The sequence below is a fragment of the Streptosporangium sp. NPDC006930 genome (assembly GCF_040635605.1).
GTDB lineage: Bacteria > Actinomycetota > Actinomycetes > Streptosporangiales > Streptosporangiaceae > Streptosporangium.
Map to the genome: position 1 here is coordinate 165,600 of NZ_JBEYID010000013.1, position 16,168 is coordinate 181,767.

Annotated in this window: 14 protein-coding genes, 1 tRNA gene, 1 riboswitch and 1 other annotated feature; of the genes, 9 read left to right on the plus strand and 6 right to left on the minus strand. The window is 67.6% G+C overall.

From position 1 onward, the window contains the following. Nucleotides 1-9 precede the first annotated feature (9 nt). Entirely contained in the window at nucleotides 10-750 is a 741-nt protein-coding gene (locus ABZ664_RS23220; RefSeq protein WP_350942016.1) for a DUF3662 and FHA domain-containing protein, read from the minus strand. Nucleotides 751-915: 165 nt separating this feature from the next. On the opposite strand from ABZ664_RS23220, the gene ABZ664_RS23225 reads away from it, so the two are divergent. Next, nucleotides 916-998 (plus strand) — tRNA-Leu (locus ABZ664_RS23225). 402 nt (nucleotides 999-1,400) lie between these two features. Here ABZ664_RS23225 and ABZ664_RS23230 read toward each other — a convergent pair. Then, the gene (locus ABZ664_RS23230; protein ID WP_362513453.1) at nucleotides 1,401-2,435 is read right to left on the minus strand and encodes a hemolysin family protein; all 1,035 of its coding nucleotides are present in this window, start codon (nucleotides 2,433-2,435) and stop codon (nucleotides 1,401-1,403) included. After that, nucleotides 2,432-3,913 (minus strand): hemolysin family protein, encoded by a 1,482-nt coding sequence (locus ABZ664_RS23235; protein ID WP_362513457.1) that lies wholly within the window; start codon nucleotides 3,911-3,913, stop codon nucleotides 2,432-2,434. Before ABZ664_RS23235 ends, ABZ664_RS23230 begins: the two co-directional genes overlap by 4 nt. Nucleotides 3,914-4,207: 294 nt before the next feature. On the opposite strand from ABZ664_RS23235, the gene ABZ664_RS23240 reads away from it, so the two are divergent. From ABZ664_RS23240 to ABZ664_RS23260, 5 genes are all read left to right on the plus strand, one after another. Further along, nucleotides 4,208-5,509, plus strand: coding sequence for an LCP family protein (locus ABZ664_RS23240; RefSeq protein ID WP_362513462.1), 1,302 nt, complete (start codon nucleotides 4,208-4,210; stop codon nucleotides 5,507-5,509). A gap of 357 nt (nucleotides 5,510-5,866) precedes the next feature. Next, nucleotides 5,867-6,454, plus strand: a complete 588-nt coding sequence (locus ABZ664_RS23245) for a DM13 domain-containing protein (protein WP_362513465.1) — start codon at nucleotides 5,867-5,869, stop codon at nucleotides 6,452-6,454. A gap of 15 nt (nucleotides 6,455-6,469) precedes the next feature. Next, nucleotides 6,470-7,075: a transcriptional regulator gene (locus ABZ664_RS23250; protein WP_362513469.1), complete on the plus strand. Its 606-nt coding sequence runs from the start codon at nucleotides 6,470-6,472 to the stop codon at nucleotides 7,073-7,075. A 252-nt stretch (nucleotides 7,076-7,327) separates the two neighbouring features. Next, complete coding sequence (locus ABZ664_RS23255; protein ID WP_362513472.1) at nucleotides 7,328-7,651, plus strand: rhodanese-like domain-containing protein; 324 nt, start codon at nucleotides 7,328-7,330, stop codon at nucleotides 7,649-7,651. Between the two features lie 478 nt (nucleotides 7,652-8,129). Next, nucleotides 8,130-8,891 carry a hypothetical protein gene (locus ABZ664_RS23260; RefSeq protein WP_362513475.1) on the plus strand — a complete coding sequence of 254 codons (762 nt, stop codon included), beginning with the start codon at nucleotides 8,130-8,132 and terminating at the stop codon, nucleotides 8,889-8,891. Nucleotides 8,892-9,012: 121 nt separating this feature from the next. Here ABZ664_RS23260 and ABZ664_RS23265 read toward each other — a convergent pair whose 3' ends face one another. Continuing rightward, nucleotides 9,013-9,336, minus strand: coding sequence for a hypothetical protein (locus tag ABZ664_RS23265; protein WP_362513478.1), 324 nt, complete (start codon nucleotides 9,334-9,336; stop codon nucleotides 9,013-9,015). Between the two features lie 458 nt (nucleotides 9,337-9,794). Continuing rightward, a protein-coding gene (locus tag ABZ664_RS23270; RefSeq protein WP_362513758.1) for an IS3 family transposase occupies nucleotides 9,795-11,044 on the minus strand; the annotation gives its coding sequence in 2 pieces (ribosomal slippage) (nucleotides 9,795-10,735 and nucleotides 10,735-11,044; 1,251 coding nt in all). Continuing rightward, nucleotides 10,629-10,742 (minus strand) — a sequence feature (AL1L pseudoknot). It overlaps the preceding gene by 114 nt. Before the next feature lie 253 nt (nucleotides 11,045-11,297). Further along, nucleotides 11,298-11,410, plus strand: a riboswitch (TPP riboswitch). Here ABZ664_RS23270 and ABZ664_RS23275 point away from each other — a divergent pair. Beyond that, entirely contained in the window at nucleotides 11,403-12,779 is a 1,377-nt protein-coding gene (locus ABZ664_RS23275) for a cytosine permease (RefSeq protein WP_362513481.1), read from the plus strand. Its footprint overlaps the riboswitch before it by 8 nt. Nucleotides 12,780-12,893: 114 nt before the next feature. Here ABZ664_RS23275 and ABZ664_RS23280 read toward each other — a convergent pair whose 3' ends face one another. Then, nucleotides 12,894-13,478, minus strand: coding sequence for a methylated-DNA--[protein]-cysteine S-methyltransferase (locus tag ABZ664_RS23280; RefSeq protein ID WP_362513484.1), 585 nt, complete (start codon nucleotides 13,476-13,478; stop codon nucleotides 12,894-12,896). A gap of 125 nt (nucleotides 13,479-13,603) precedes the next feature. Here ABZ664_RS23280 and ABZ664_RS23285 point away from each other — a divergent pair, with 125 nt between their 5' ends. Together ABZ664_RS23285 and ABZ664_RS23290 are read left to right on the plus strand one after the other, a co-directional pair. Then, nucleotides 13,604-15,475, plus strand: a complete 1,872-nt coding sequence (locus ABZ664_RS23285; protein ID WP_362513489.1) for a PAS domain S-box protein — start codon at nucleotides 13,604-13,606, stop codon at nucleotides 15,473-15,475. Nucleotides 15,476-15,632: 157 nt separating this feature from the next. Beyond that, nucleotides 15,633-16,082 (plus strand): ATP-binding protein, encoded by a 450-nt coding sequence (locus ABZ664_RS23290; RefSeq protein ID WP_362513493.1) that lies wholly within the window; start codon nucleotides 15,633-15,635, stop codon nucleotides 16,080-16,082. Nucleotides 16,083-16,168: the final 86 nt, after the last annotated feature.

A 16,168-nucleotide genomic window follows, 5' to 3' on the forward strand; every position in this document is an offset into this window, starting at 1 on the left:
TGTTTACCTTTAATCGCGCCGGAAAACCAGGGTCGTTCGCCCCAGCGTCACACGAGTGCCGTTCTGGAGCTCGACCCGGCGAACCGGCTGGCCGTTGACGAAGGTGCCGTTCGTGGAGCCGAGGTCGACGAGCGCGACCAAGGGACCCTCCACTCGCAGCTCGGCGTGGTGCCGGGACACACCCGGGTCGACCAGCCGTAGATCGCAGTCGGTGCCCCTGCCGAGCAGGGTCACCGGTGTTGTCAGATCGAAGGACCGCTGGCCCTGCGGGTCGTCCTGGGTGGAGACCAGCAGGCGGGGGCGGCCCCCGAAGGCGTGAGACCGCGCGGGGGGCACGTCGCTCACCGGGGTGCGGATCTCGTCCTGCTCGACCGTCGCGCCGCGGATCACGCCCGAGCGGATGCGGAACAGGCCGACCGCGAGGTCGTCGGCCGTCTCGAAGCGGACCCTGACCGGTCCCACGAAGGAGTAGCCCTGTTCCTTGGCGTACTCCCTGGCGAGGTTGGCCAGCTCGTGGCTGATGCTGTCGGAGTAGACCTCCAACCGCTCGCTGTCGGTCGTGGACAGTTCGACCACGAAGTCGTTGGGCACGAGAGTGCGGCCCTGGGCGACGATCGCCGCCCGCTCGTCCATTTCCCGTTGGACCGCACTGGCGACCTCTACCGGCTGAAGGTCAGATTTGAACGCCCGCGCAAAGGCCCCCTCGACCAAGCCTTCGAGCCTCCGCTCGAAACGCTGAAGGACTCCCATCGGGTACCTCCCCTCCTCCGTCTATCTGGTCGCGGCCGCTTGGGGGCTCGTTGGCTCGTTCCTCGCTCTCTCGCACCCAGCTGCCCGCTTCCGCATCTAGGAGGATCGTATCCGGGTTCATGGGTACCGGCCGATTCGTGCTAATGTTTCGACCGCACCCAACAAGGGCGGGTGGCGGAACGGCAGACGCGCACGGTTCAGGTCCGTGTGTCCGAAAGGACGTGAGGGTTCAAATCCCTCCTCGCCCACAAGATCACCACCCCGGTCATGCGAGCATCGCGACCGGGGTTTTGTCGCTTTCCGGGAAACCGCGTATTCATCTGAGCCGTCCGTAAGGTCTCGTGCCGGACCGAGTGGATCATCGATCAAGATAGTCGCTCGCTCCGTTATAGAGAAGTCTCAGGGGTTACGCATGGGTCTTGTGGTTTTTGGCCCACTACGGCATGCCTCACCCTTCTACCCTGCCGTGCTTGCTGATCACTTTCGGATGACTTGCAGGGGTTCGTCGGGTGCTCGGATTACGCTGACAGAGAACATGGGCCGGGGAAAGAATCTTTCCCCGGCCCATGCCGTCTCCCGCCGATCCCGAGACCGGTCCTGTCGGCTCCCGTCGGTCCCCGCCGGTCGGCGGGCCGCGAGTCAGGGGGCCGCTAGCGGGCCGCGAGCACCCGCACGTCCAGGACCTCGCCGAGCAGGTCCGTGAGGCTCACCATGCCGACCACCTCGCCGCCGTTCTCCGTGACCAGGCCCAGGTGCGCGTGGGCGTCCTGGAGCGTGGAGACCGCGTCGGGGATCGTGGTGGCCTTGTCCAGGCGCGGCACCGGGCGGGCGAGCTCGGCGGGGCTCGCCTCGGGCCGGACGAGGATGTCCCTGACGTGCACCACGCCCAGGACGTCGCCCGGCCTGCCGGAGGTGACCAGCATGCGCAGGTGCCCGTCGCGTGCGGCGACCTGGCGCATCTGCTCGCTCGTCGCGTCGGTGGGCACCGAGGTGGTCTTCTCCAGCGGCAGCATCAGTCGCTCCACCGGCTGCTGGTGAACCCGCAGGGCCCGGGTGAGCAGGTCGTGCTCGTCGCGGTCGAGCAGGCCCATCCGGCCCGACTCGCCGACCAGCATCGCCAGCTGGACCGGGGTCCTGGTGGTGGCCAGCTCGTCCTTGGGATCCACCCCGAACAGCCTCAGGATCCCGTTCGTCAGGCCGTTGAGCGCGGCGAGCACCGGCCTCATGAGCCAGGTGAAGCCGCGGAACGGCAGGGCCAGCCCCATCGCCGCGGTCTCCGGGTGGGTGAGCGCCCACGACTTGGGGGCCATCTCGCCGATCACCATGTGCAGGAAGGTGACGAACGCCAGCGCGATCACGAGCGAGACGGCGACCCGCAGCGACTCTGGCAGGCCGACCGCGCCGAAGACCGGCTCCAGCAGGTGCTCGATGGCCGGCTCCGTCACCATGCCGAGGCCGAGCGAGCACAGCGTGATGCCCAGCTGGGCTCCGGCCAGCATCAGGGAGAGCTCCCTGCTGCCGCGCACGGCGGCGCGGGCGGCGAGCCGGGTGAACCGGCCGCCCTTGCCAGCCATCTCCTCCAGGCGGTGCCTGCGGGCCGAGATCACCGCGAACTCGGCGGCGACGAAGAAGGCGTTGCCGATCAGCAGGGCCACACCGAGCAGAAGGGCGGAGACGGTGCTCATCGCCGCCTCACCCCGCTCCGCTCGATCATGGGCGGCTCGGGGCCACGCTGGATCATCCGCGGCGCGTTCATCTCCGGCTCTTCCTCATCCCCGGTCTTCCCGGGTCTCGTCTCCGTGCCCTGGTCGCCATCGGTCTCCCGCGACGTGTTGAGCGACAGCCGAACCCACTCGGGGACCCTGCGGTGCACGGAGAGCACCGTGAGCACCGCCTCCTCCTCGTCGACGTCGTCGCTCTCCAGGGGATCGTGCCGCGGCGTCAGCGTGACGGTCGCCTCGTCACCGGGCTCGGTCATCCGGCCGAGGGTGGCGAGCACCAGGCCCGCGACGGTGTCGTAGTCGTCGCTCTCGGGGAGCTGCAGCCCGATGGCCCGCTCGATCTCGTCCAGCCGGAGCGTGCCCGGCAGGTCCCACGTGCCCTCCTCGCCCACGACGACCCCCGCGGGCTCCGGGTCGTTCTCGTCGATGAGCTCGCCGAAGAGCTCCTCGGCGAGGTCCTCGATGGTCACCACGCCGGCCAGGCCGCCGTACTCGTCGATGACGCACGCCAGGTCGTCGCGGGCGGTGCGCATGCGCTCCAGGACGAGAGGCAGCGGTGACGAGGTGGGCACCAGGAGCGCGGGACGGGTGATCTCCTCCAGCCTGCCGTCGGTCAGCCCCGACTTGAGCAGCTCGCGTACGCCGGTGACGCCGACCACGTCGTCGCCGTTCTGGTTGCAGAGCACCGGGTAGCGGGAGTGACCATGCCTGCGGACGGCGTCGACCAGGTCGGAGATCGGCCGGTCGTCCCTGAGCAGCACGAGGCGGGGGCGCGGCACCATCACGTCCTCCGCGGTGCGGTCACCGAACTCCAAAGCCCGCTCCAGCAGCTCCGACAGCCTCGGCGGCAGGTCACCCGCCGTGGCGGACTCGGAGATGATCCGCGACAGCTCCTCGGGGCTCGCGCCGTGCTCGATCTCCTCCACCGGCTCCACGCCGACCCGGCGCAGCAGGCCGGTGGCGGCGGAGTCGAACAGCCGGACGACCGGTCCGGCGATCCGCAGGTAGATCAACGTCGAGCGGGCGAGGAACTTCGCCACGGGCTCGGGACGGGCGATGCCCAGGTTCTTGGGGGCCAGCTCGCCGAAGACCATCTGGATCACGGTGGCGATCGTGACGGCGAGCGCCACGGCGATGCCGGGCACGGCCCCCGACGGCACTCCCGCGTCCTCCAGCCAGGGACGGATGACCGTGGCGATGGCGGGTTCGGAGAGGAAGCCGACGAGCAGGGCGGTCACGGTGATGCCGAGCTGCGCGCCCGACAGCATGAACGACAGCCGTTTCGTCACCTCCAGCGCCCGTGCCGCGGCCGCGTCGCCGGAGTCGGCCTGCTCACGCAGCACACCCCGGTCCGCCGCGACGAAGGCGAACTCCTGGGCGACGAAGTAACCGGTGGCGAAGGTGAGGAGGAGGATGGCCAGAAGGCCCAAAGCCGTGTTCACCGGGCGGCTCTCCCGGTTGGTTCAGTGGTGCCCGTGCGTTCGCACGGGCAGATATTCCACGAGTCCGGAGTGGACACGATCATCCTTTCGAGCAGAGGTGGTCCTCTACCGTAACGATCCGGGTGGGGGTCAATGTTTCCGGATCGGCCGACGATCGCATTGTTGGTCGCTAACCACCTGTCTGAGTACTTTTACATAGGGAAACCTTGGCCGCCTCGCGGCAGGTTCCTGAGCCACGACGTAGCGTCGATAATGACGTTTTCACCATGAGATCGAGAAGTGGCGGGACAAGACGTGGCTGACAGGCCCGAAGACGACGACCGCACCCGCGCGCTGCGATCGCCCACGCCGGGGCCCGTGCCGTCGAGAGCGGCCGGGCAGCCCGCCTACCCCTCGCCCGGCGGCCCGGGGACGCCCGTCCGGGGGGCGTCGGCCTCCTCCCGGGAGACGCCCGTCCGGCAGGAGGCGTCCTCGCGCGAGGTGCCGCCCTCCCGGGGAGGCGGGCGGGTGTACGGCAAAGCCAGATCGGGTTCCGGCCCGGTCAGGCCGCTGAACGCCCCCTCGGCCCAGCCGGGGGGCTCGGGCGGGGGCTCCGGCGGCCAGGGCGGCGGGTTCGCGTCGCGCATGCCCGCCTGGCGGCCGAAGCGTCCCGGAAGGCTCGCCGTGCGGATCCTCGCCGGACTGGTCGTCGTGCTGCTCCTCCTGACCGTCGTCGGGTATTTCACGGTCAACTCGCGGCTGACCCGGGTCGAGGCGCTCACCGACTACGAGGGCCGTCCCGCCGACACCCCCGGCACCAACTGGCTGCTGGTCGGCTCCGACAGCCGCGAGGGCCTGACCGCGGCCCAGCGCAAGAAGCTCGCCACGGGCAAGGCGGTGGGCCGCAGGACCGACACGATGATGCTGCTGCACATCCCCGAGGGCGACGACCGCCCGACCCTGGTCAGCCTCCCGCGTGACTCGTACGTGCCGATCGACGGCCACGGCAGCAACAAGCTCAACGCCGCCTACGCCTTCAAGGGCGGCCAGCAGTTGCTTCCCAAGACCGTGGAGCAGGTCACCGGGCTGCGCATCGACCACTACATGGAGATCGGCTTCGGCGGCTTCGTGGGCATCGTGGACGCCATCGGCGGGGTCGAGATCAACGTCAAGCAGGCGATCAAGGATCCCAAGGCGGGGATCAACCTGAAGAAGGGCCTGCAGACCATGGACGGCGGGACGGCCCTCGGCTATGTCCGCACCCGCGCCACCGGCACGATCCCCGACCTCGACAGGACCCAGCGCCAGCGCCAGTTCTTCTCCGCGGTGGTGAAGAAGGCGGCGAGCCCCGGCGTCCTGATCAACCCCTTCACCTCCGTCCCGCTCGCGCTGAGCGCGGCCGACTCGGTGACCGTCGGCGAGGAGACCGGCGCGTTCGACCTGCTCTCCCTCGGCCTCGCCATGGGCGGCGACCCGATCACCACGGTCGTGCCCATCGGCTCCCTGCCCACCATCGACGGCCAGTCCGTCGTCAAGTGGGACCGGGAGAAGGCCCTGCGCATGTTCGAGGCCCTCGCCCAGGACAAGCCCGTCCCCAAGGACGCCCTCGGCAAGTGACCTCCTCCCCGGTCTTCCTGGGGCGTCGGCCCAACTCGGTTTCGCGCTCCGCGGCCTGCTCGTCCCGCATCGGACAACGATGCCGGACGTCGAACGGAGGCGATCGGACCGCGTCCTTCGGAGACCGGGGAGTCCCGTCGTGTCACGCGGGAGCGGGGCGAGACGCCGAGGGGCGGCGGGGCCGAGGCGGTCAGCGCCGTCGTGTCACGCGGGAGCGAGGCGAGGACTTCGCGGTTGTAAGCAGTCCGTAATCGATCGAGGGCGGTGCCGCGGATAGCGTCGGCGTCGAGGCCGGAGGGACATCTCGGCTTTCTCCCCGTGGCCGGAAGCCGCAGGACTCGACGCCGGAGGTATCCCATGAGATTCAAGAGGTTGCTCCGACACCCCGTCACCTGGGGCGTCCTGGCGTTGGGCGCCGTCGCGCTCGGTGTCGCGCTGTACCTGTTCCAGCCGTGGCGCCTGTTCACCGTCGTCGAGGTGAACGAGGCGCTGCCCGTGGCGACCGCGCCACCCGGAGCCGAGGCCACCCCGCAGGGCGAGCCCTCGACGTCCTCCGCGTCCGCTGCGCCCTCCGAATCCTCCGTGCCCGCTCGGGAGCCGAAGACCCTGTCCAAGGGCACGTTCATCTCCCACGAGCACAAGACCGAGGGCAGGGCGAGGGTGCTGGAGCTGCCCGACGGGAGCCGGGTCCTGCGGATCGAGGACCTGAACACCTCCGACGGGCCGGACCTGCGGGTCTGGCTCAGCGATCAGCCCGTCAAGGAGGGCACCGCGGGATGGTTCAACCTGGACGACGGCAAGCACCTCGAACTCGGTGACCTGAAGGGAAACAGAGGCAACGCCAACTACGCCATTCCCGCCGGCGCCGACCTCGACAGCCTGAGGTCCGTCACCATCTGGTGCAAGCGCTTCAGTGTCTCCTTCGGCGCCGCCGCCCTGACCTGACACAATCTCCGACCCATGAGGGTTTCTGAGGAACTGCATGCGATCGGCCGCCCGCTCGTCGAGGCGCAGCTCGCCCACCCGACGGTGGTGGGCATCGCGCGGGGAGACCTGCCGGAGCCGGTCTTCCGGTCGTGGCTGGAACAGGACTACCTGTTCCTGCTCGACTACGTCCGGGTCTTCTCGCGACTCGCGTGGCAGGCTCCGGACGGGCATCTGGGCGACCTGGTGGACCTGGCGCACGCCACCTTCCACGAGGAACTGAGCCTGCACCGGTCGCTGTCGGCCGAGTTCGACGCCGACCTCGGCGGCGCGAGGAAGGGTCCGGCCTGCGCGGCGTACACCTCCTTCCTACTCGACTCCGCGGCCGTCTACGCCGACGGCCTGGCCGCGCTCTACCCCTGCATGTGGGGCTACTCCACGCTCGGACGCGTCCTGGCGGAGAACCCTCCTGAGGAGCCCCGCTACCGCGCCTGGGTGGACACCTACGCACACCCCGCCTTCACCGAGCTGACCGAGCGCATCGCGGTGATGATCGACGAGGTGGCACCGGACCCTGGCAGGGCGGGGAAGCTGTTCGCCGAGGGGATGGCTCACGAACTCGCCTTCTGGGACGTTCCCTGACAGCGGAACGTGGGTGAACGCCTCCGGCGGCCGGGTCCTTCCGCCCTCCGCCGATCTGCCGGATTATCGGTTCTCCGTGGGACGCTCCCAGCCGCCCTCGGTGAACGGCTTCCCCGCCCCGCCGGTGAACGGACAATTCGGCAGGCTGGATGTCCCCAATTAGCCTGCTATCAGGGGAAATTGAAGGTCCGGATGCGGGCGTCCGAGCGGCTTCGCGCCCCATCCGGTGGGGGACGTTGGAACAATGAGCGCATGAGTGTTCCTGAAGTTGAGGTGCAGGCCGTGCCGGAAGACGCGTTCCTGCTCGACGTACGTGAGAACGACGAGTGGCGTGCCGGGCACGCGCCCGGCGCCGTCCACATCCCCCTGGGCGAGCTGCAGGCGCGGGTCGACGAGGTGCCCAAGGACACACCCGTCTACGTGGTCTGCCGGGTCGGCGGCCGTTCCGCGAACGCCGCCGCCTGGCTCAACCACGTCGGCTGGGACGCGATCAACGTCGGCGGCGGCATGCGGTCCTGGGACGGCGCGGGACGCCCGATGATCGCCGAGAGCGGCCAGGACCCCTTCGTCGCCTGAGCCGTACGCACCGGGCGAGGGGAAGCCCTTGAAGGGGACACGAGGGGGAGCCCTTCCTAGGAAAGGAATGAATGACATAATCGGGGCGAATGTCTACCGCGGGAGCTCGGGCGTAACCGGGCTGAGAGGGCGGAATCACGCAGAGGGTCTCGAACCCTCCGACGCGCCGCCGACCGCATGAACCTGTCCGGATGGTGCTGCGCTTACGTGCACCGCCGCTGCAGCGCAGGTCAGAGGCTAATCATGTATGGGTAGAGGGCCGTTTGTCCCCTCGTACGGCTACGAAGTACAGCAGTAGTCATGAGATGTGCACGCTGTCCTTGATCCTTCGCCCCTGAGAATTTCGGTGATCTTTGTCGCGGGATTCCGTCCCCTTGACTGCGGGATCCCGCTCCCTTCTGGCTCAAGTTTTGGACTGCCCCGCAGAGTGGACCGGCCAAACGTGCAACACGGGCACGGTTTCGCGCGATAGACAGCTGTGGACACCAAACTGCTCGATACTGTGAAATCAAGAAAAGTTGCAATAGCAATTATTTTTGGCATCTCTGCCACGTTTTCGCTAATGGCAGTTTTGGCAGACTTTCTTCCAGGCAACATGTATCAAGCGATTATATTATTCATGCTCGCGCTGGTATTGATGGGACCGCTGTCACGGAAGGGCGAAGTCGGGACATCCGGCTCCCCTGTGCTCGCTATTGCTAATCGTATTGCAAGTAGGGCCAGTACTGGAGTGATAGGAGTAGTGAATTTATCTTTCGGTGTTCTTGTATTTGTGAGCGACAGTATAGATTATAGTATCGTTAATGCTTTAATGGTATTCGGTATGGCGGCAGTAGCTGTACGAGTACTTCGTATTGAAGGTTACGCTCAGGAACTCAAGCAAATCAGTGTGCCGACCGAAGATGACCTGGGTGAAAGATTTTCCGTTGCTACGGAGCATCTAATAAAGGCGGCGGCCGATGTTGCTCTACTGCAAAACGAGATTCAAGCGAGAGCAGAGATAGCCAAAGATTTGACCCGACAAGCCAAGGAGAGTCGCGAACGAGCTGAGAGAGATCGAGAATATGCTCAAACGCAGCGTGATGCTGTCGAGGCAATTGAGCGTCTTGTTGCAGCTCGCGCCGATCCCCTCATTAAAGCGATCGACGATAGATCAAAGAGGTCCCAGTGGCTATTTGTGGCGCTCGGCGCTTTGCTGGGAACCGCTCTTCAGCTATTGGTGGAACAATTTATCAAATAGCCATGGTCTTTGGCTGTCATTTGAATCTTCTTCTAAGGTCCCCTCTGATCGAGGGCGCTACTAAGTTTCTTTAGCGCCTCGCAGGTGGCTTCGTCGGTGGCGTCGGTGTAGACCTCCATGGTCATTTGATGTTGCTGTGACGGAGAACCCGCATGGCTACGCGAGGATGAACGTTGAGGGCGGCCAGTAGGGTTGCGCACGTCCCGCGCATGCCGCGCACGGTGATCCGGCGTACGCCCGCCTTCGCCACGCGAGCATCGAACCGGCCGTTGAACTTCGTCGGGTCCATTGCCTTCCCCAGAGGAGAGGTGAAGACCAGGCCCGTTTCTTGCCACTGCCCCGCGGCTTCCCTTTTGTCGTGGTCCTGCTGCTGCTTGCGCAGCTTCAGGGCGGCAAAGCAGATCCCGGGCAGGGGAAGCGGCGCTTCGGAATCGTCGGTCTTCACCGCTCCGAAGCAGGCGATTACGGACCCTTTGCAGCTGTTCGCCGACGTACAAATCCCCCGCGTCCAGGTCCACATACTTCCAATCGAGCCCCAGCACCTCGCCCTTGCGTAGGCCCAGAACGAGGATGAGGACGTACACCGCATAAAGCGGATCAGCCTCGTTGCGCGCGTTCTCCAGGAACAGCCGCGCCTCGTCCACCGACCACGCCTTGTCCTTACGCCTGCGCAGGGTGGGAAGGCGGAGCGCGGTCGCGGCATTTTTGGTGATGACCTCCTCCGTGATCGCGTTGGACAGAAGGCTACGGAGAATCTTCACGGCCTTTTGCGCCGTGGCCTCGGAAAGCCTCTGGCCACAGCACTGGCCGACCGCGCAGCAGTGCCGACGCCGCTTGGGATTCCAGTGCTCGACAGGGCGCCGCGCGTCTCTATGAACCGCGCCGGGTTTCGTGGAAACTCGGCTACTTGGTTTCTGCCGCGATGGGTGCGGCCTGTTGGTGACAGTAGTGGATCGCTTCGTACTCTGCGGGCGGGATGTTGCCGCAGGCGGTGTGCAAACGGCGATGGTTGAACCAGTCGAGGTATTCCAGCGTCGCCAACTCGACGTCGTCCATGCTCCTCCAGGGACCGTAGCGGCGGATCAGCTCGGCTTTGAACAGACCGTTGAAGGATTCGGCCAGAGCGTTGTTGTAGGAGTCGCCGCGACTGCCCACAGAAGCGACCGCGCCGGTGTCGGCCAAGCGCTCGGTGTAGCGGATAGACAGATATTGCGCCCCGCGGTCGGAGTGATGAACCAGTTCAGACAGATCCGCGGACTGGGTGTGGTTGCGACGCCAGATGGCCATCTTCACAGCGTCCAGGGCCAGATCGGTGCGTAGATGGGTGGCGATCTGCCAGCCGACGACCATCCGGGAGTAGACGTCGATGACGAACGCCGCGTATACCCAGCCCGACCAGGTGCGGATGTAGGTCAGGTCGGCGACCCAGAGCCGGTTCGGCGCCGGCGCGTAGAAGTTGCGGCTGACCAGATCGGCCGGTCGTTCGCCCTGGCCGCCGGCGGTGGTGGTTGTCCGGGTCTTGCCACGGACCAGTCCGGCGATGCCCAGCTCGCTCATCAGTCGCTGGACCGTGCACCGGGCGACCACCCGCCCGTCGCGTTGCAACTGCCGATAGATCTTGCGGGCGCCGTAGCAGGAGTAGTTGTCCTGGTAGATGCGGGTGATCTCCGCTTTGAGCCGGTCATCGCGTACTGCTCGCGCAGACGGCGGCCGGGTGCGGGCTGCGTAGTATGTCAAGGGCGCGGCCTGCATGACCCGGCAGATCGGCTCGACGCCGAACTGGTCGCGGTGCGCGTCGATGAAGGCGTTCATCTGGGCGGTCGAGGGTCGAGTTCCCTGGCGAAAAAAGCCGATGTCGCCTTGAGGATCTCGTTGGCACGGCGCAGCTCGCGAACCTCGCGCTCCAGCTCGGCGATCCGCTTGGCCTCATCGGTGCTGGTCCCGGGCCGCTGACCGCCGTCGATCTCGGCCTGCTTGACCCAGTTGCGCAGCGATTCTGACCCGATGCCCAACTGCCGGGCAACGCGGGTGATGACGCCGAACGACTCCCCGGACTGCGCGGTTGCCTCCTGCACCATCCGAACCGCCCGCTCTTTCAACTCCGGCGGATACCGACGCTGGGCGGGGTGCGACGAACCAGATCGACCCGACATGAGCTTCATCCTTTCCAACCGATGAAGCCTCCAGCAATCCCGGCGCGGTTCACTAGAGGGATATCCCTCTAGACCTAGAGGTCAGACGGTTGCCGTACAGCCAGGAAGTACAGCTACCGCTACGTACGTAGCTGTACTTCTGCGGACGTCTACGGACTCGTCTCATGAGACGTTCGCGCGAACCCGGCACTGGCCGAACACGGGCGAATGGTGCATCATGAGGGCGCGAGCTGGGGTGATCCCGGCTTTGCGTGTCAACCAACGCGGGAGCTTGGGGCAACCAGGCTGAGAGGGCGACTACAGCTGTCGCCGACCGCATGAACCTGTCCGGGTAATGCCGGCGTAGGGAGTGTGCGCGATGACGTCTGCCGCCGTTGATTCCACCAAGGGCTCCGGCGATCCCGGGGACTCAGGGGCGGTCGAGGCGCCCCTCACGCTCGGCGAGGCTCCTCCCAAGGCCCTCGGCGTGCTCGACCAGGGCGCGCTCTGGGCCAACCTGGGAGTCAGCCTGCTCGGGTTCTCCGGTGCGATCGCCCTGATCAACCCGCTCGGCGACCGGCCGCTGAGCTTCGTGGCCGCGATCCTGGCCGCCGTCGTGGGCAGCGTCATCGGTACCGCGATGGTCGGCCTGGCCGCGATTCCCGGGCAGCGGACCGGCGCTCCGGCGATGGTCCTGCTGCGAGGCCTCTTCGGGGCCAGGCTCTCCTACCTGCCGACCGTGCTGAACATCATCCAGATGCTGGGCTGGGGGGCCTTCGAGCTGTGGGTGATCGCCCAGGGCGCCCAGGCCATCGCCGGGTCCTTCGGTGTCGAGGTGCCCTACGCGGTCTGGGTGGTCGTCGCGGGGGTGATCACCACCGCGCTCACCATCCGGCCGCTGGGAGCGGTTCGCCTGCTCCGCAGGTACGTCACCGCCGGTGTGGTGATCTCGATGATCTGGTTCACAGTCGCGCTCTTCCAGCGGGGACCGGCGATCGGAGGCGGATCCTGGGAGGCGTTCGCCCCCGCGGTCGACTACGTGATCGCGCTGTCGGTCTCGTGGGTGCCGGTCGCGGCGGACTTCGCCCGCTTCTCCCGCTCCGGCAGGGCCGCGTTCACCGGGGTCGTCGGCGGCTACACGATCGCCCAGGTGGCCTGCCTCGTCCTCGGCATCGCGGCGCTCGCACTGGTCGGCAACGACCCGAACCAGGTCTGGGACCCCTTCGTCGCCGCGGCGCTCGGCCCGCTGTTCTTCGGCATCCTGGTGCTGCGCGAGACCGACCAGTCGTTCGTGAACGTCTACTCCACCGCGATGTCGCTGCAGAACCTGCTGCCCAGGCTGGACCGCCGGATCATCTCCGTCGCCATCGGCGTGCTGGTCACCCTGCTCGCGATCTTCGTCAACGCCGAGACCTACACCGGCTTCCTCGGGCTCATCGGAGCGGTATTCGTGCCGATGTTCGCGGTGCTCGCCGCGGACTACTTCCTGCTCGGCGGCGCCGATCGCTGGGACACCTCGGAGACCGCGCCCTCGCGCCCGCTCATGGTGGTCGCGTGGGTGCTGGGCTTCGTGACGTGGTGGATGCTCGCCGCACTGCCGACCGCTCCGGAGGTCGCGTGGTGGACCTCGTTCTGGAACGGCGTCCGCGACGCGCTCGGCTTCGTCCCGCAGCCGTGGATGAGCGCGTCCGTCGGCGCGTTCCTCGTCGCGGGTCTCGCCACCCTGGCCCTCGGCGCGCTCCGGCGCCGCTCCTGACCGTGCCGGCCGTGCGGTTTCCGGTCGGGGCATACGAGGGCGTACGGCTTTCTGTCGCACGGGAGCGTACGCCTTCGGCCGGACGGAGAGGGGCGGCCGAGTGGGCGAGGCGGTCTACGCGCCGCCGGGATCGCGGGCCATGGCGGTGGACTCGATGCGCAGCAGGCGTTCCTTGGCGGCGGATCCTCCGGCGTACCCGCCCAGGACGGCCTCGCTCTCGACGACCCGGTGGCACGGCACGATGACGCACACCGGGTTGCTGCCCAGCGCGTTGCCGACCGCGCGCAGCGCCCGCGGCCTGCCGATCCGCTCGGCGATCTCGCGGTAGGTCGTCACCGTCCCGTACGGCACCGCGAGCATCATCTGCAGGACGGTCCTGGAGAACTGGGTCGCCAGGCGCAGGTCGACCGGTGTCGTGAAGGCGCGGAGCCTGGCGGAGAAGTAGGCGTCCAGCTCCCGGCGGACGGGATCGAGCCGCCGGGCGTCCGGCCCGATGAACGTGCCGACCTCCCTGCTGATCCGTTCGAAGACGACGTTCTCGTCCTCGTAGCTGCAGGCCACCACACCCCTGCCCGTCACCGCGAGGGTGAGACGCCCCAGCGGGCCGTCGAGCGTGCCGAACGCGATGTCGGGATGGCTCGTGCCGACGTAGTCGGGCGAGGTCACCCGTAGCAATGCATCGATGTCGCCGGATGACATGGCCCCACCCTTTCGTATCCAGGTGTGTGGTGACCGCAGAGTATCGGACGGATCGCCCGGCCAGTGGCAACACGTGCGGGACGAAAGTGCCAAGATCAGGCCGGTTGAGACGGCACTATGGGTCTGTGGTGGATTACAGGGCCGGCAGTGACGGCGGTATCGGCCGTGAGGTCGTCGCCGCGGCGCCCAACGCGATCGTCGCCATCGATCGCGAGCAGACGGTGCTCGCCTGGAATCCCGCCGCCGAGCGCCTTTTCGGCTGGTCGGCGAAGGAGATCGTCGGGCGCCGGGCGCCGGTGGTCCCCGAGGAGCTGACGGCCGAGCACAACGCGGTCCTGGAGAAGGTCCGCACCGGCGGTGAGGTCTCGCTGAGGACCAAGCGGTTTCGCCGCGACGGCAGCCTGATCGACGTGCGGGTCGACACCGGCGCGCTGTCCTCGCCGGACGGCGCCCTCCTCGGCTACGTCAGCGTCTACCACCTGGCCCAGACCGACGAGACCGCCAACGAGCGCAGCACCCGCAGGGCACAGCTCGTCCGCAGGCTCACCGACGTGGTCGCCGACATCAACGCCGAGCTGGAGCTGCCCGCCGTGCTCGACCGGATCGCGGCGAGCCTCGCCGAGCTGACCGGGGCCGAGGCGGGCGGGTTCGTGTTGATCGAGGGCGACAAACTCAGGCTCGTGGCCTGCCACAACCTTCCCGACTCGATACGCGACTCCACCGCCGACCTTCGCACCAGCCTGGTCGGCAGGCTGCTGCGCGAGGGCAGGACCGTCCTGCTGGAGACCGGCGACCAGAACCGCCTGGACGAGCTGATCTGGTCGCGGCTGCCCGGCCTGCACACCATCGCCCTCGGCCTCGCCGCCATGGGCGGGCGGCCGTACGGTGCGCTGTACGCGCTGTTCGCCAAGCGCAAGGTGAGCCACCTGGAGCTGGAGCTGCTGGAGCTCCTCGCCGGTCACGCGGGCATCGCCGTGGGCAACGCGATGGCCTACCAGGAGGCCGTACGCCAGCGGGCCCACGAGCGGGCGGTGTTCGACGCCAGCGCCGACGGCATCGCGGTCCTCGACGGCGCGGGCAGGGTCGTCCGGTGGAACCCGGCCGCGAGCGAGCTGACCGGTTTCCACGCCACAGAGGTGATCGGCGGGCCGCCGCCGTTCGAGCTGCCGAGGCCCGGGGACAAGCTCGGCATCCAGCTGCCGTCGGGCACCTGGCTGGACGTGCTCTGCGCGGAGATCGTGGAGACGGGCGAGATCGTGGTCGACTTTCGCGACGTCACCCGCGCGAAGGAGCTGGAGGAGGCCAAGGACCTCTTCCTCGCCACCACCAGCCACGAGCTGCGCACGCCGATCACCGTGGTCCGAGGCTTCGCCAGCACGCTCGACAGCCGCTGGGACGGCATGACAGACGCCGAGCGCCGTGCCGCCGTGCACACCATCGCCGAGCGGGCCCGCTCCCTCGGCCAGCTCATGGACCACCTGTTGCTGGGCTCGCGCGCCGGGGCCGGAGAGCTCATGCTCAGGATCGAGGGTTTCGACCTGGCCGAGCTGGTACGGGGTGCCACGCTGGGCCTGCCGATCCTGTCGGACCTGCACCGCATCGAGGTCGCCGTCCCCGACGACCTGCCCCCGGTGTCCGGTGACGCGCTGGCCACCGACATCCTGCTGGCCCAGTTGCTGGAGAACGCCTTCAAGTACTCGCCGGACGGTGGCCTGATCAGGGTCGAGGCGTGGGTGGACGGCGACCGGGTGGTGCTGGTCGTGGACGACGAGGGCGTGGGGATCGCCCCCGCCAGCCGGGAGCGCGTCTTCGAACGTTTCGTTCAGGCGGACAGCGGTGACCGCCGCAGATTCGGCGGGGTCGGCCTCGGCCTCTACATCGTGCGGAGCCTCGCGCGGGCCCAGGGAGGGGAGGTCACGGCGCATCCGCGCCCCTCGGGCGGCACCCGGATGAGGTTGGCTCTTCGTATTGCCGACACGCCGAACGCTCTTACCTGATCGACACGCCGAAGCGGTAACGAGCCGGTAACGGATGTGCTGATCTATTGTCGAATGTGCACAAGCTGTAGTTGGTGTGCGGTTTCCAAGACTATCTAACGGGGCATTTCGGTCGTACTGGGGTGAGTTCCTCAGGGGGGAACAGGCATACGGGGAGGTGAGTGCGTCGAGCGTCGTTCTGTTGCCGTATGCACCGTCCAGCGTCGCTGTCGCACGCCAACGCCTCTGCTCTGACCTGCAGGAACGGGGTGTGTACGAGTCCGCCATCGATGACGCGGTGCTCGTGGTCAGCGAACTGCTGAGCAATGCGCTGCGTCACGCCCACCCCCTGCCATCAGGGCAGATCAGGGTGTCATGGCGCTGGACCGAGGAGCATGTCGAAGTCGCTGTGAGTGACGGTGGCGCCGCCACCGAACCGCGGGCGGGACGCCCGGCGCTCTCCTCCCTGGGAGGGCGAGGACTCGGAATCGTCGAGTATCTGGCCTCCACCTGGGGCGTCAGGCACGAGGGAGACATCACCACGGTGTGGGCGTTGGTCGCGGCGGTCGACACGGTAGGTAACGGCCGTGTTTCCACCCCCGAACCCGCCCTCAGGGAATGCGGGTAACGCTCCCGACGGTGTTCCGTCCCGCCTCACACGTCACGAGGCGGGACGGGATCCCGATCTCCGAGCGCCCACCCGGGGCCCGCCGG